Genomic DNA, 13639 nt, shown 5'->3' on the forward strand with positions numbered 1-13639 from the left:
GCCCCCCTAGCCGACCGGGCGACCCCGCCAGGTGAGCCGGCGTCGCTTCCGCAGATGGTACGACCGCAGGGTCAGCCAACCGAGGACCACGACCGACACGGGGTGTGTCAGCGCGTCGGGCCAGGCCCGCCCGCCGGTGGCCCGCGCCGTGACCACCCGCCCGGCGACGCCCAGCAGGTAGGCCAGGAACGCGAGCCCGGCGACCGCCGGCGCGCCGGCCGCCAGCGTGCCCACCGCGATCAGCGGGGGCGCGGTCCAGAGCAGGAGCAGCAGCGCCACCACCAGCACGGCGGCACCGGGGTGCCCGAAGGAGGCCCAGAGCGACTTGGTGTAGCCGTCGCGCAACTGCGGCCAGTTCTCGTACATCCGGCAGGCTGCCAGCCGGGAGCCGTCGGCCAGGGCGATCCGCCCGCCCGCTCGCTTCACCGCCCGGGCCAGCTCGATGTCCTCCAGGACCCGGTCGGCGACCGCCGCGTGCCCGCCGGCCCGCAGGTAGCCGGCCCGGTCCACCACCAGGAACTGGCCGCCCGCCGCGGCCAGCGACGGCCGCGGCGAGCGTTCCATCGCGCGCAGCGGCAGGAAGGTCAGCCACAACCACTGCAGCAGCGGCTGCACCAGCCGGTCGGCCGCCGTCCGCACCACGATCCGGGGGTACGCCGACAGCAGCGTCGCGCCCGCCTCGCGCAGCTCGGTCACCGCCGCCGCGACCGCGTACGGGGTGAGCACCACGTCGGCGTCGACGAAGGCCAGCACCGCCGGGGCCGGGCCGGCCCGGGTGGCGAGCTGCCAGCAGGCGTGCGGCTTGCCCAGCCAGCCCGGCGGCGGGGCGGCCCCGCTGAGCAGGGTGAGCCGCGGGTCGTCGCCGGCCACCGCGCGGACCACGTCGGCGGTGCCGTCGTCTGAGTTGTCGTCGAGCACCACGATGCGCAGGTCGGGCACCCCGCGCTGGGCGAGCAGCGCGCGCAGGCACGGCGCCACCCGGTCGGCCTCGTCGCGCAGCGGCAGCAGCACCGCCACCGCCTCGGTCACCTCGACCGGGCCGGCGGCGGGGCGGCGCAGCCAGCGGGTGGCGTTGACCCAGGTGTGCGCGGTGAGCGCGGCGACCGCGACGGCCAGGGCGACGACGACGCTCATGTCGTCCCCTCCCTACGGTCGGCGACGCCAGGACACACGCCGAGCTGACCGATTCGCTCCCTTCGCTCGCTCATGCCGGCGCGTCGACGCCGGGGCGGGCCGCCACGTCCACCTCCCGGCGCTCGGGGACGCGACGGCGGGCCCGCAGCAGCGCCACCGCCAGCGGTACGGCGGCCACTCCCATGCCGGCCGCGCCCCACACCGCCGAGGCCGGCAGGCGGAGGAAGACCGCGTGCGCCAGCACGCTGGCGGCGTACGTCCACAGGTAGAGCGCGAACATCGGCGCGTCCCGCCCGTCGGTGCGGTCGACGGCCGGCCCGGCGAGCGGCCGCAGCGCCGCCGCCAGCAGCAGCGCGAAGAGCAGCCAGCCGAGGTAGTTGCTGGCCGGGACGCCGGGCAGGCCGGGCAGGGCGGCGCCGACCTCCCGCCAGACCCAGTAGCCCTCGGCCACCATCTGCGGGTCGAGGAAGAGGTCCCAGGCGGCCAGCCCGACCGAGGCCAGCGCGATCCGGCCGGCGCGGCGGAAACGCGCCCCGCCCGCGGTGGCCGGCCGGGTCAGCCGGACCGCGGTGAGCCAGGCCGGCCAGGCCATCCAGGTCCAGGCCAGCGGGATGATCAGCGGCACTCCGGCCAGCTTCGGGCCCAGCTCGCCGGAGTAGTCGTAGCTGCCGAACGGGAAGCCGGTGGCCACCCCGAGCGCCTCCACGGCGAACCCGCCGCCGGTGGCCACCGCGACCAGCGCGACCGCGGTACGCGTACCGCGGGTGAGCAGCGCGTGCCCGACGGAGAGCAGGTATCCGAGCACGACGGTGGCCACGGTCAGCCCGGCCCGGGTGGCGCCGGCGGTGAGCGGGTAGCCGATCTGGGCGAGGACCAGGCCGGCCAGCAGCGCCCAGGGCAGCCGGCCCCGGATCACGGCCCGGCCGGGGCGGGGGCGCCGCCGGGGCCGGGCGGGGGCAGCGGCAGGTCCCGGCCGAGCACGCCGAACGGTCGCTCGTCCCCCGGGAAGTGGAAGTTGCGCAGGATGTCGACGAAGCCGAACCGCCGGTACAGCCGCCAGGCCCGGGACTTCTGCTCGTCGGCCTCCGGCGTGGACAGCAGGGTGGTCGTCCCCTCCGCCATGGTGAGCAGGGCGCGCAGCTGGCCGGCGCCGAGGCCGTGCCCCTGCGCGGGCGGGCGGACGTGCAGCTCGACCACCTCGAAGCAGTGGGGCAGCCAGCGCTGCCGCGCCTCGGTGTCCAGCGCCCGGTGCACCTGGTCGTGCCACCACTGGCCGGCGGCGCCGAGGTAGCCGTACCCGAAGCCGGCCAGGTGCCCCTCGCTGGTAAGGCTGGCGACGGCGCGGAAGCCGGGGCGGCGGACGTGGGTGGCGATGTAGCCGCGCCGGGCCTCCAGCAGGTCGGCGCGGTAGCCCATCGCCTCGCCGTAGACGGCCACCACGTCGTCCAGCCGCCGGACCAGATCGTCCGGCGTCCAGCGCACCAACCTCATGCGTGTCCTCTCGCCGTTTCCGGGTCGCCCTCGGCGACCCACCCCAGCACCGCGCGGTCGCCGACCACGTCGTCGACGGCGAATCGGGCGAACAGCTCCTCCGCGTACCAGCCCTCGGCAGGAGTACGCGTGATCGCGGCGCGATGCTCGGGCTGACGGTACGCGAACGCGACGAGGTCCGCCGGGGCGCGCCACACACTCACGGTGCCCTGCCAGCCCAGCGGGGCCTCGCCGACGCCGAACCGGGCGAGCAGCCCGGGCGCGGCGTGCAGGGCGGCGGCCACCGGCGGGACCGCCCGCCAGAAGGTGACCGCGCGGCGGGCCCGCAGCCGGGCCCGGGTCAGCGCCAGCACCGGCCCGGTGACCGGGCCGCCGGACGGCTCGCCGAACGGCCGGCGGCCGGACCACGCGCCCCGGCTGGTCAACGGGCGCAGCTCCAGGCGGGCCGAGGAGCGGGCGATCCGGGCCCAGGACCGGCCCACCGGGGAGGCGTCGAAGCCGGCCGCGGCGGCCGGGGAGTCCCAGGTCACCAGCGCGGCCCACCGGGTCGGGTCGGCGTCGCCGGGGCCGAAGCCGGTGCCGGTCCCGGTGCCGAGCAGCTTGGCGAACCGGACGCCGGGGGCCCGGCGCAGTCGCGGCGGGTGGACGGCCATCCGGAGCAGCGCACCGGGCACCGCGGCCGGGTGGATCCGCCACACGTGCAGCGTGACGAGTCCCGGCGGGCTCACGCCACCGCCCCGCTTCGCCCCGCGGCGGCGCGAACCGCCTCGCTGCTGAGCTTGATGGTTCGCTCGCTCACGCCACTTCGGCGGGGGCGCCGGAGGTGATCCGCAGCAGCTCCGCGTACGTGGTGGGGAAGACCGCCTGCGGCACGCCGCCGGCCGCCCACACCTCGTCGTACGCCCGCAGGGCGGTGTCGACCACGGTGCGCAGCGGCCGGGGGTGGCCGACCGGGGCGACCCCGCCGATCACCTGACCGGTGTGCCGCTTGACGAACTCCGGGCTGGCCCGGCGCAGCCGGGTTACCCCGAGGGACGCGGCCAGCCCGGCGGTGTCCACCCGGTGCGCGCCCGAGGTGAGCACCAGCAGCGGCGCGTCGTCCGCGTCGAAGACGAGCGAGTTGGCGATGGCGCCGACGCCGACGCCGAGCGCCTCGGCGGCCGCCGCGGCGGTGTGCACCGCTGCGGGCAGCAGGCGGACCCGGCTCGGCCCGCCGGAGCCGTCGCGGGCGTCCGCGTCGTCGAGCGTCCGCTGCACCGCCTGCACGTTCGGGTGTGGCTGCATGCCGTTCATTCTCCCGGTTCGGTTGCCGCCCGGTTCACCCGGCCACGCCACGTCCGTGACCGGCGCCGGTGATCACGGAGGTCGCCGTCCCGACGAACCGGACGGCCGGGTCATGACCGCGGTGGGATCCGTCCGGCGGCGCGGGCGGTGATCAGCGCCTCGATGCCGTCGAGGATGCGGGCGAGCCCGAAGTCGAGGGCCTGGTCGCCGTCGGCCTGGTGGGCGGCGGAGCGCACGGCGGCGTCGAGCGACGGGAAGCGGTCCGCACGGCCGCGCAGCAGCGCGACGAGTCCGGCCTCGCTGTGCTGGCTTGGCGTGTCGACGGTGGTCGACGCGTGCTGGGCCAGGTTGGCGGCGTACCCGGCCAGGAGCACCACGACGTCGAGCTGCTCGTCGCCGGTCAGCCCGGTGCCGGTGAGGGCGGCGACGGCGCGTTCCAGCCAGGCCAGCTCGTTCGGGCCGTGCAGCCGGGGGCCGCAGGTGGCCGCAGGGGCCCACGGGTGGCGGCGGAACCGGCAGAGCATCTGCCGGGTCCAGTCGTCGAGCCGGCCGCGCCAGTCGGCGCCCTCGGGCGGCAGGGGTGGCTCACCCACCGCCGCCTCCAGCATCAGGGCGACCAGCTCGGCCTTGCCGGGCACGTACCGGTAGAGCGCCATCTTGGTGACGCCCAACGCCTCGGCCACCCGATGCATGGTGAGTCCGTCCAACCCCTCGGCATCGGCGATGGCGATGCCGGCCTGGGCGATCACGGCGAGGGTGAGGGTGGGGCGGGGGCCGCGGCGCGGCGGGGTCCGCGGGCCCCACAGCAGTTCGTAGAGCTTTCGGTTGTCGACGGCCCCGCTGTTCATCCGGTCCATGATCCTCCTCCGGGCCGGTCTTGTCGCGGACCCAAAACTGTGTCTAGGGTACGCTGTGTCCGACGGATGCAGTTCAGCCGGGAGGGGGAGGCCGGCCTGCCCGACTACCCGGCGCGGGCCGGAGCCGCCGGTCGAGAGCCGGGCCAGTTCGGGGTGGCCCGGACCCGACCGGCGGCCTCCACCAGCAGGGCCTCGTAGCCGTCCAGGGTGGCCAGCCAGTCGAGTGCGTCCGTGCCCCGGGCGGCGGCCGCGGTGGCGTACACGTCGGCCCAGAGCAGCTCGGGACCGACCACGGTGACCGACCGGACGGTCGCGGCGGGCCGGCCGGCGCGCGGGTCCAGGATGTGCGCGCCGCGCCGCGCGGTGCCCGAAGTGGCGACGGCGCCGCCCGCCCGCTCGATCACGTCGAGCATCCGCTCGGGGTGGTCGGGGTCCTCCACCCCGACCCGCCAGGCCGGCCGGCCCGGCGCGGTACGCAGCAGCACGTCCCCGCCGGCGTTGAGGCAGAGGTCGTGCTCGGGCAGGTCGGCGAGGTGCCGGGCGGCGCGCTCCACTGCCCATCCCTTGACCAGCCCGGACGGGTCGAAGCCGGTGCCGCCGCCGGGCAGCGACAGGCGCCGGGCGTCGAACCAGCCGCCGGTGCGGGCGCGGGCCAGCTCGCAGAGCTCCACCACCTCGCGCACCACCGGCTCGGCGGTGGCCGGGTCGGGCAGCGCGCCGCCGAGCCGGCCCAGCACGCTCTCCGGCCGGTACGTGCTGAACACCGCGTCCACCTCGCCCAGCTCGGCGAAGACCCGCTCCACCCGCGCCGCCACCGCGTCGGTGTGCACCTCCGGCCCGCGCAGGTGCACGCTCACCGGCAGCCCCATCACCTGCACCACCCAGGCCCGCCGGTCCAGTTCCATCGTCAGGTTCATCGCGGTCCCAGGTCTCGGCCAGCACGCCCTGCCGGGCGGTGCCGGCGTACCCGATGATGGTCAGCGCCACGTGGGCGAGCAGCAGGTGGAACGAGGTGAAGCCGGCGAGCCGGTGCCAGCGGGCGATCCGGTCCTGGCCGAAGCGCCGCTCGATCAGCGGCACCCGGGCCATCAGCACCACCTGGACGAGCATCAGGTCGGCGCTGACCAGACCGGCGAGCCGGCCGAGCGAGGTGAGGCCGGTGGCGAGGCCCCCCAGCAGCTCCTGCACCCCGCGGTCGGCGGTCCAGAGGGCGGTGACGACCAGCAGGCTGAGCACCGCGGCCGTGCCGGCGACGTCGGCCCACCAGGCGGGGACCGCCGGCAGGGTACGCCGCCCGGTCCGCCGGTCGGCGACGGCGGCGGTCACCGGCGGGTTTCTTCGGTTCGGCTCACGTTCATGAAGCCCACTCTGGGCCGGGGAACTCGACGCGCCCTTTGCCGAAGCTGTGGGCCGGCTGAGAATCCGGCTCGCCTCTCGCGTGTCCCGGGCGACGCGCCGGGTCCGGGTGATCGGCACGCCCGGGCGCGTCACACGTTGCATTTTCGTCGGAGGGGAGGTGTACTGTCAGGGCAGTTAGAACGAGTGTTCGATTCGGTCGTACGCTCGTTCCAACGCCCGGGAGGGGTGTTTCGCGGCGCCGGCTCCCGGGGAGGTGCGGTTCCGCGGACCGCACCGGGCTCCGGACAGTCGCGAGTCCGGACCCGTCAGGCAGGATCGTCGCCCGCCGCCCACGACCCCCGGGCGGCGGGCGACGGACCCGCCGGTACGCCGGCCGGGTGTGGTGTGGGGAAGCGTCCACACCCGGCCGGCCCCCACCTGGTGCGTCTTCCTCCGCACCGCCCGCTCCGGGCGTCCCGCCGGCGGATCCGATCCGTCCCGCGGCCGCCCCGCCCCGGCCCACGCGGAGGAGAGACCATGCCGACCAGTCCGGCCCAGGCCCCGACGGTGCCCGCGCACGTGCTGCCGCACCGCACCCCCGCCCAGTTGCTCGCGGTGGCCCGCCACGGGCTGGCCGAGGCCGCCCGGACCCGCCCCGACGGCCTCCGGTACGCCGCCGCCCACCTCGCGGCGCTGCGCGCCGCCGCCGCGCTGCTCGCCGCCCGCGCCCGCCCCGCGCCCGGCCGGCGCAACCGGATCACCAGCGTCTGGGTCCTGCTCTCCACCGTCGCCCCCGAGCTCGACGAGTGGGCCGGCTACTTCGCCGCCGGGGCGAGCAAGCGGGCCGCCGCCGAGGCCGGCATCCCCCGGGTGGTCAGCGCCCGGGAGGCCGACGACCTGCTCCGCGCCGCCGAGGAGTTCGTGGCCGTGGTGGAGGCCGCGCTCGGCCGGCAACCGGCGCTCGACGGTCTGCACCGGCCGCTCCGGCTCGGCGGGGCCGACGCCACGCCGCGACCCGGAGCAGCCGCCGCCTGACCCGGCGACGTCCGGCCACCCGGCGGGGAGGCGGGTGGCCGGACGTCGTCGTACCCGGTCCGGCGACGTCCGCCGCACATGGAGATCCAGCAGCACCACCACGGGGCGTACCCGTGGGCGACACACGGCAGGGGGTAGGTCCGATGGCGGGCCGCATGGTGGTCGGTTCCGCCGCGCTGGCCGAGTTGGTGCGCCCGGCGAGCGCGCCCGACCCGGCGAGCGGCCACCGGGTGCTGCCCGTCCGGCCCGAGCTGACCGGGCTGCTGCCCAACCGCGGGCTGCGGCGCGGCAGCACCATCGCGGTCGGCGTCGGGCAGCCCCGGCGTAGCGGCGGGACGTCGCTGATCCTCGCCCTGCTCGCCGAGGCGTCCCGGGCCGGCTCCTGGTGCGCCGTGGTCGGCGTGCCCACCTTCGGGGCCGGCGCGGCGGCCGAGGCCGGGATCGCCCTGGACCGGCTCGCCCTGGTGCCGCACCCCGGGCCCGAGTGGCCCACCGTGGTCGCCGCGCTCATCGACGGGGTCGACGTGGTGGTCACCGCCGTGCCGGCCACGGTCTCCGCCTCCGTCGCCAACCGGCTGGCCGCCCGGGCCCGGCAACGCGGCAGCGTGCTCGTCCCCTACGGCCGGTGGGACGGCGCGGACGTCACGCTCCAGGTGGTCCGCGGGGTCTGGGAGGGGCTCGGCCCGGGCCGGGGGCGGCTGCGCCGCCGGGAGGTGACCGTCTCGGCCCGGGGGCGGGGCGCGGCCGCCCGCCCCAAGGAGATCAAGGTCTGGCTGCCCGGCGACGAGCTGACCCGGGTCATCCCCCGGGCGGCCGGTGCCGCCGCCCGCACCACCTCGCCCCGGCTCCGGGTGGTGGCGTCGCCCGCCCCGGCCGCCCGGCCCCGCACCGCGGTCGGGTCGGCATGAGCGAGCGCAGCGAGCGAATCATCAGGCACAGCCCAGTGGAGCCTCATGCGGCCGCCGAGCGGAGCGAGGTGGCCGCATGACCGGGGCGCCGGTGCGGACCCTGCTGCTCTGGTGCCCGGACTGGCCGGTCCTCGCCGCCGAGATCGTCGACGGGGTGCCCGCCACCGACCCGGTCGCGGTGCTGCACGCCAACCGGGTGGTCGCCTGCTCCGAGCGGGCCCGCGCCGAGGGCGTACGCCGGGGGCTGCGCAAGCGGGAGGCGCAGGGGCGCTGCCCGCAGCTCACCGTCGTCGACCACGATCCCGGCCGGGACGCCCGGGCGTTCGAGCCGGTGGTGGCCGCCGTCGAGGAGGTGGCCGCCGGGGTCGAGGTGATCCGCCCCGGCGCCTGCGCGCTGGCCGCCCGGGGGCCGAGCCGCTACCTCGGCGGGGAGGAGGCGGCGGCCGAGCGGATCGTCGAGCACGTCGCCCAGACCTGTGCGGTGGAGAGCCAGGTGGGTGTCGCCGACGGGGTCTTCGCCGCCGGGCTGGCCGCCCGGGACGGGCGCATCGTGCCGCCCGGCGGGACCGCGGAGTTCCTGGCCGCCCTGCCCGTCGAGGCGCTCGGCCGGCCGGCCCTGACCGACCTGCTGCGCCGGCTGGGGGTGCGTACCCTCGGGGACTTCGCCGCGCTGCCCGCCGGTGACGTGCTGGCCCGGTTCGGCTTCGACGGGGCGCTGGCCCACCGGCTCGCCGCCGGCCGGGACCACCGGCCGCTCGCGGTCCGGCAGCCGCCGGCCGACCTGACCGTCACCGCCGAGTACGACGAGCCGATCGACCGGGTCGACGCCGCGGCGTTCGCCGCCCGGACGCTGGCCGAGCAGCTGCACGAGCGGCTCGCCGCGTACGGGCTGGCCTGCACCCGGCTCGGCATCGAGGCGGTCACCGCGCACGGCCAGGAGCTGCACCGGGTCTGGCGGCACGACGGCCTGCTCACCGCCGCGGCCATCGCCGACCGGGTGCGCTGGCAGTTGGACGGCTGGCTCTCCGGCAGCAACGGCCGGGGCGGGGCCCGCCCGGCCCGCCCCACCGCCGGCATCATCCGGCTGCGGCTGGTGCCGGACGGGGTGCTCGCCCAGGCCGGCCTGCAACCCGGGCTGTGGGGGGAGACCGGCGAGGAGCGGGAGCGGGCGCACCGCGCGCTGAGCCGGGTGCAGGGCATCCTCGGCCCCGAGGCGGTGGTCACCCCGGTGCTCGGCGGCGGACGCTCCCCGGCCGACCAGGTACGCCTGGTCCCGTGGGGCGACGAACGACTGCCCGCCCGCCCCGGCGAGCCGCCCCTGCCGGCCGTACCGGCGAGCGAGCCGGCGTTTCCGGGCGGGCCGGGGCTTCCGGACGGGTCGGGGCTTCCTGGCGAGCCGACCCGCGCAGCGCGATCAGGTGGCGCGGCGCGAGCCGGTGGTGTCGCGCGGTCGGGTGGGAAGGCACCTGTCCCGCCGTGGCCGGGGCGGCTGCCGCCACCCGCGCCGGCCGTGGTGCTGCCGGCTCCGCTGCTGGCCACCGTGCACGACGCCGCCGGTGAGCCGGTCGTGGTCAGCGCCCGGCTGGCGGTGAGCGCCGCGCCCGCGCGGCTGGCCGTCGGCACCGGCCGCCCGGCCGAGATCGTCGGCTGGGCCGGCCCCTGGCCGGTGGACGAGCGCTGGTGGGCACCGGCCGAGGCCCGGCGCCGGGCCCGGTTCCAGGTCTGCCTGGCCGACGGCGCCGCCCTGCTGCTCGCGGTCGAGGGCGGCCAGTGGCTGGTGGAGGCGATCTATGACTGAGCGTCGAGCGGCCGGGGCGGGGCGGTGAGCTTCCACAACCCGAATCTGTCCTGGTCGGAGCTGGAACAGGTGCTCTCCGGCCGGCCCCGCGGTGGGCGGTCCGGCAAGGGGCGGTCCCGGGACGAGCGGCACCTGCACGTGGTGGACCCGCTCGCGGTCGACGCCGACGGCGGCGACTCCCCGGCGTGGAGCCGCAAGCGGCAGCAGTACGAGCCGCCCGAGCTGCCCCGCCCGGACGACCCGGTGCCCTACGCGGAGCTGCACGCGCACACCAACTTCAGCTTCCTCGACGGCGCGAGCCACCCCGAGGAGCTGGCCGAGGAGGCCGCCCGGCTGGGGCTCACCGCGCTCGCCGTCACCGACCACGACGGCTTCTACGGCGTGGTGCGGTTCGCCGAGGCGGCCCGCGCGCTGCACCTGCCGACGGTCTTCGGCGCGGAGCTCTCCCTCGGGCTGCCCGGCCCGCAGAACGGCGAGCCCGACCCGCACGGGTCGCACCTGCTGGTGCTCGCCCACGGCCACGAGGGGTACGCCCGGCTGGCCGCCACCATCTCCCGCGCCCAGCTCCGCGGCGGCGAGAAGGGCCGCCCGGTCTACGGCGAGCTGGAGGAGGTCGCGGCGGAGCTGCACGACCACGTGCTGGTGCTCACCGGCTGCCGCAAGGGGCACGTGCCCGGCGCCCTGCTCACCGAGGGCGTAGACGCCGCCGCCCGGGAGCTGGACCGGCTCACCGCGCTCTTCGGCGCCGAGACGGTGGCGGTGGAGCTGACCGACCACGGCCACCCGATCGACGCCGACCGCAACGACGCCCTGGTCGAGCTGGCCGACGCGGCGGGGCTGCCCACGGTCGCCACGAACAACGTGCACTACGCCACCCCGGGCCGGCGTCGACTGGCCACCACCGTGGCGGCGGTGCGCGCCCGGCGCAGCCTGGACGAGATCGACGGCTGGCTGCCCGCCGCCGGCACCGCCCACCTGCGCAGCGGCGCGGAGATGGCGGCGCGGTTCGCCGCGTACCCGGGCGCGGTGGCCCGGGCCGCCGAGTTCGGCGCGGAACTCGCCTTCGACCTGCAACTGGTCGCGCCGAAGCTGCCGGCGTACCCGGTGCCGCCCGGGCACACCGAGATGAGCTGGCTGCGCCGGCTGACCATGGACGGCGCCCGGGAACGCTACGGCCCGCCCGAGGCGCACCCGGAGGCGTACGCGCAGCTGGAGCACGAGCTGCGGATGATCTCCGACCTCGGCTTCCCCGGCTACTTCCTGGTGGTCTACGACATCGTCACGTTCTGCCGCGAGCAGGACATCTACTGCCAGGGCCGGGGCTCGGCGGCCAACTCGGCGGTCTGCTACGCGCTGCGGATCACCAACGTGGACGCGGTGCGGCACCGGCTGCTCTTCGAGCGTTTCCTCGCCCCGGAACGCGACGGCCCGCCCGACATCGACGTGGACATCGAGTCCGACCGCCGGGAGGAGGTGATCCAGCACGTCTACGCCCGGTACGGCCGGGAGTACACCGCTCAGGTCGCCAACGTCATCTCGTACCGGCCCCGGTCGGCGGTGCGGGACGTGGCCAAGGCGTTCGGCTTCTCGCCCGGGCAGCAGGACGCCTGGAGCAAGCAGATCGACCGGTGGGGCTCGGTGGCGACGGTGGACGTGGCGGACATCCCCGAGCAGGTGGTGGCGTACGCCAACGAGCTGCAGAGGTTCCCCCGGCACCTGGGCATCCACTCCGGCGGCATGGTGATCTGCGACCGGCCGGTGATCGAGGTCTGCCCGGTCGAGTGGGGGCGGATGCCCGGCCGCAGCGTCCTGCAGTGGGACAAGGACGACTGCGCCGCCGTCGGGCTGGTCAAGTTCGACCTGCTCGGCCTCGGCATGCTCTCCGCGCTGCACTACGGCTACGACATGATCGGGATGAGCCTGGACCTGGGCGACATGACCCTGGACGACCCCGAGGTCTACGACATGCTCTGCCGGGCCGACTCGGTCGGGGTGTTCCAGGTGGAGAGCCGCGCCCAGATGGCCACCCTGCCCCGGCTCAGGCCCCGCGTCTTCTACGACCTGGTGGTGGAGGTGGCGCTGATCCGGCCCGGCCCGATCCAGGGCGGCTCGGTGCACCCGTACATCCGGCGCAAGAACGGCCAGGAGCCGGTGACGTTCCCGCACCCGCTGATGCGCAACGCGCTGGAGAAGACCCTCGGCGTGCCACTGTTCCAGGAGCAGCTCATGCAGCTCGCCATCGACCTGGCCGGCTTCGACGCGGCCGGGGCCGACCAGCTGCGCCGGGCGATGGGGGCGAAGCGCTCGGTGGAGCGGATGGCGCAGATCGCCGACCGGCTCTACGCCGGGATGGCCGAGCGGGGCATCACCGGCGAACTGGCCGACGACGTCTACCGCAAGCTCACCGCCTTCGCCAGCTACGGCTTCCCGGAGAGCCACGCGATGAGCTTCGCCTACCTGGTGTACGCCAGTTCCTGGCTCAAGCGCTACCACCCGGGCCCGTTCCTGGCCGCCCTGCTCAACGCCCAGCCGATGGGCTTCTACTCGCCGCAGACCCTGGTCGACGACGCCCGCCGGCACGGCGTCGAGGTACGCCGGCCGGACATCAACGCCAGCGGCGCCAAGGCGGTGCTGGAGTCCACGCCGGAGACCCGGTGGGGGAGCCAGCCGGGGGAGCCGCCGCACGCCTGGGGGCTGGGCGGCCCGGCGGTCCGGCTCGGGTTGAGCAGCGTACGCACCCTCGGCGACGACGTGGCCGAGCGGATCGAGGCGGAGCGGACGGCCCACGGGCCGTACCGGGACATGCCGGACCTGGCCCGGCGGGTCGGGCTCACCGCCGCCCAGCTGGAGGCGCTGGCCACCGCGGACGCCTTCGCCTGTTTCGGGCTGACCCGGCGGCAGGCCCTCTGGGCCGCCGGCGCGGCGGCCCAGGACCGGCCGGGCCGGCTGCCCGGCACGGTGACCGGCGCGACGCCGCCCACCCTGCCCGGGATGGAGGCGGTGGACCGGCTGGTCGCCGACGTCTGGGCCACCGGCCTGTCCCCGGAGAGCCACCCGGCCCGGTTCATCCGGGACCGGCTGGACGCCCTGGGCGCGGTGCCGATCGCCCGGCTCGGCCGGGTGGAGCCCGGCCAGCGGATCCGGGTCGGCGGGATCGTCACCCACCGGCAGCGGCCGGCGACCGCGGGCGGGGTCACCTTCCTCAACCTCGAGGACGAGACCGGGATGCTCAACGTCACCTGCTCGCCGGGGCTCTGGCAGCGCTACCGGCGGGTCGCCCGCACCAGCGGGGCGCTGGTGGTGCGGGGCCGGTTGCAGCGGCACGAGGGCGTCACCAGCCTCACCGCGGACCGGCTGGACGCGATCGACCCGCCGGTCACGCCGGCCTCCCGCGACTTCCGCTGACCTCGCCTCAGCCGGCCGGCGGGGCGAGCCCGGTGCCGGCGTCGACGGCGGGCCGGCACCAGGCCCACGTCGTGGAGACCTTCGCCACACCGGCCCGGCAGCGGGCATGTCGTGGGCCACATTTCCGTTTCCTGGATCGGCGGGCCGGAGATACGGTCCGCCGGCGTGGGCAGAGCGGCCCACGCGGGAAAGGTGGAAAACGATGACGGGGAGCAACACCCACCGCGGCGTCGCCAACGCCCGACGGACCCGGCTCGGTGCGGACTGGGTCCCGGCGCACGACACCGAGGTGCACGAATACCCGGTGACGGACGGGCCGGTCGCCAACGCCCACCGCTCCCGCGCCGAGGAGGACCCGGCCGGCGGCGGCGAGTCCTGACCCCGCTGGC

Annotated in this window: 12 protein-coding genes and 1 pseudogene; 5 read left to right on the forward strand and 8 right to left on the reverse strand. The window is 76.9% G+C overall.

All coding sequences use genetic code 11. The features are described from left to right. Positions 1 to 6: 6 nt before the first annotated feature. From ABZ783_RS07745 to ABZ783_RS07780, 8 genes and pseudogenes are all read right to left on the reverse strand, one after another. A complete protein-coding gene (locus ABZ783_RS07745) occupies positions 7 to 1134 on the reverse strand; it encodes a glycosyltransferase family A protein (protein ID WP_357435139.1) in 1128 nt (375 codons plus the stop codon). Positions 1135 to 1204: 70 nt separating this feature from the next. After that, positions 1205 to 2050 carry a carotenoid biosynthesis protein gene (locus tag ABZ783_RS07750; protein ID WP_357435141.1) on the reverse strand — a complete coding sequence of 282 codons (846 nt, stop codon included), beginning with the start codon at positions 2048 to 2050 and terminating at the stop codon, positions 1205 to 1207. Then, a complete protein-coding gene (locus ABZ783_RS07755) occupies positions 2047 to 2625 on the reverse strand; it encodes a GNAT family N-acetyltransferase (protein WP_357435143.1) in 579 nt (192 codons plus the stop codon). Before ABZ783_RS07755 ends, ABZ783_RS07750 begins: the two co-directional genes overlap by 4 nt. Continuing rightward, positions 2622 to 3353 (reverse strand): monooxygenase, encoded by a 732-nt coding sequence (locus ABZ783_RS07760; RefSeq protein WP_357435144.1) that lies wholly within the window; start codon positions 3351 to 3353, stop codon positions 2622 to 2624. The genes ABZ783_RS07755 and ABZ783_RS07760 overlap by 4 nt, the downstream gene beginning before the upstream one ends. A gap of 67 nt (positions 3354 to 3420) precedes the next feature. Further along, positions 3421 to 3909, reverse strand: a complete 489-nt coding sequence (locus ABZ783_RS07765; protein WP_357435145.1) for a YbaK/EbsC family protein — start codon at positions 3907 to 3909, stop codon at positions 3421 to 3423. A 110-nt stretch (positions 3910 to 4019) separates the two neighbouring features. Beyond that, complete coding sequence (locus ABZ783_RS07770) at positions 4020 to 4766, reverse strand: TetR/AcrR family transcriptional regulator (RefSeq protein ID WP_357435321.1); 747 nt, start codon at positions 4764 to 4766, stop codon at positions 4020 to 4022. 104 nt (positions 4767 to 4870) lie between these two features. Next, positions 4871 to 5683, reverse strand: a complete 813-nt coding sequence (locus ABZ783_RS07775; RefSeq protein WP_357435147.1) for an FAD:protein FMN transferase — start codon at positions 5681 to 5683, stop codon at positions 4871 to 4873. Between the two features lie 28 nt (positions 5684 to 5711). Next, a pseudogene (locus ABZ783_RS07780) lies at positions 5712 to 6266 on the reverse strand (ferric reductase-like transmembrane domain-containing protein); the annotation flags it as partial. Between the two features lie 375 nt (positions 6267 to 6641). Between ABZ783_RS07780 and ABZ783_RS07785 the strand changes: the two are divergent. From ABZ783_RS07785 to ABZ783_RS07805, 5 genes are all read left to right on the forward strand, one after another. Continuing rightward, positions 6642 to 7139 (forward strand): SAV_6107 family HEPN domain-containing protein, encoded by a 498-nt coding sequence (locus ABZ783_RS07785; protein WP_357435149.1) that lies wholly within the window; start codon positions 6642 to 6644, stop codon positions 7137 to 7139. Between the two features lie 143 nt (positions 7140 to 7282). Then, entirely contained in the window at positions 7283 to 8047 is a 765-nt protein-coding gene (locus ABZ783_RS07790) for a hypothetical protein (protein WP_357435151.1), read from the forward strand. A gap of 76 nt (positions 8048 to 8123) precedes the next feature. After that, on the forward strand, positions 8124 to 9845 hold the full coding sequence (locus ABZ783_RS07795; protein ID WP_357435153.1) for a DNA polymerase Y family protein: 1722 nt from the start codon (positions 8124 to 8126) through the stop codon (positions 9843 to 9845). 24 nt (positions 9846 to 9869) lie between these two features. Continuing rightward, positions 9870 to 13250, forward strand: a complete 3381-nt coding sequence (locus tag ABZ783_RS07800) for an error-prone DNA polymerase (protein WP_357435154.1) — start codon at positions 9870 to 9872, stop codon at positions 13248 to 13250. Positions 13251 to 13452: 202 nt separating this feature from the next. After that, complete coding sequence (locus ABZ783_RS07805; protein WP_198940230.1) at positions 13453 to 13629, forward strand: hypothetical protein; 177 nt, start codon at positions 13453 to 13455, stop codon at positions 13627 to 13629. Positions 13630 to 13639: the final 10 nt, after the last annotated feature.

The sequence above is a fragment of the Micromonospora sp. NPDC047738 genome (assembly GCF_040642675.1).
In the GTDB taxonomy this organism is placed as follows: Bacteria; Actinomycetota; Actinomycetes; order Mycobacteriales; family Micromonosporaceae; genus Micromonospora.

Excerpts from the sequence above, each read along its gene's own strand:
- ABZ783_RS07745 (WP_357435139.1), bottom strand. The coding sequence starts at position 1,134 with ATGAGCGTCGTCGTCGCCCTGGCCGTCGCGGTCGCCGCGCTCACCGCG.
- ABZ783_RS07755 (WP_357435143.1), bottom strand. The coding sequence starts at position 2,625 with ATGAGGTTGGTGCGCTGGACGCCGGACGATCTGGTCCGGCGGCTGGAC.
- ABZ783_RS07765 (WP_357435145.1), bottom strand. The coding sequence starts at position 3,909 with ATGCAGCCACACCCGAACGTGCAGGCGGTGCAGCGGACGCTCGACGAC.
- ABZ783_RS07770 (WP_357435321.1), bottom strand. The coding sequence starts at position 4,766 with ATGGACCGGATGAACAGCGGGGCCGTCGACAACCGAAAGCTCTACGAA.
- ABZ783_RS07775 (WP_357435147.1), bottom strand. The coding sequence starts at position 5,683 with ATGAACCTGACGATGGAACTGGACCGGCGGGCCTGGGTGGTGCAGGTG.
- ABZ783_RS07785 (WP_357435149.1), top strand. The coding sequence starts at position 6,642 with ATGCCGACCAGTCCGGCCCAGGCCCCGACGGTGCCCGCGCACGTGCTG.
- ABZ783_RS07790 (WP_357435151.1), top strand. The coding sequence starts at position 7,283 with ATGGCGGGCCGCATGGTGGTCGGTTCCGCCGCGCTGGCCGAGTTGGTG.
- ABZ783_RS07795 (WP_357435153.1), top strand. The coding sequence starts at position 8,124 with ATGACCGGGGCGCCGGTGCGGACCCTGCTGCTCTGGTGCCCGGACTGG.
- ABZ783_RS07805 (WP_198940230.1), top strand. The coding sequence starts at position 13,453 with ATGACGGGGAGCAACACCCACCGCGGCGTCGCCAACGCCCGACGGACC.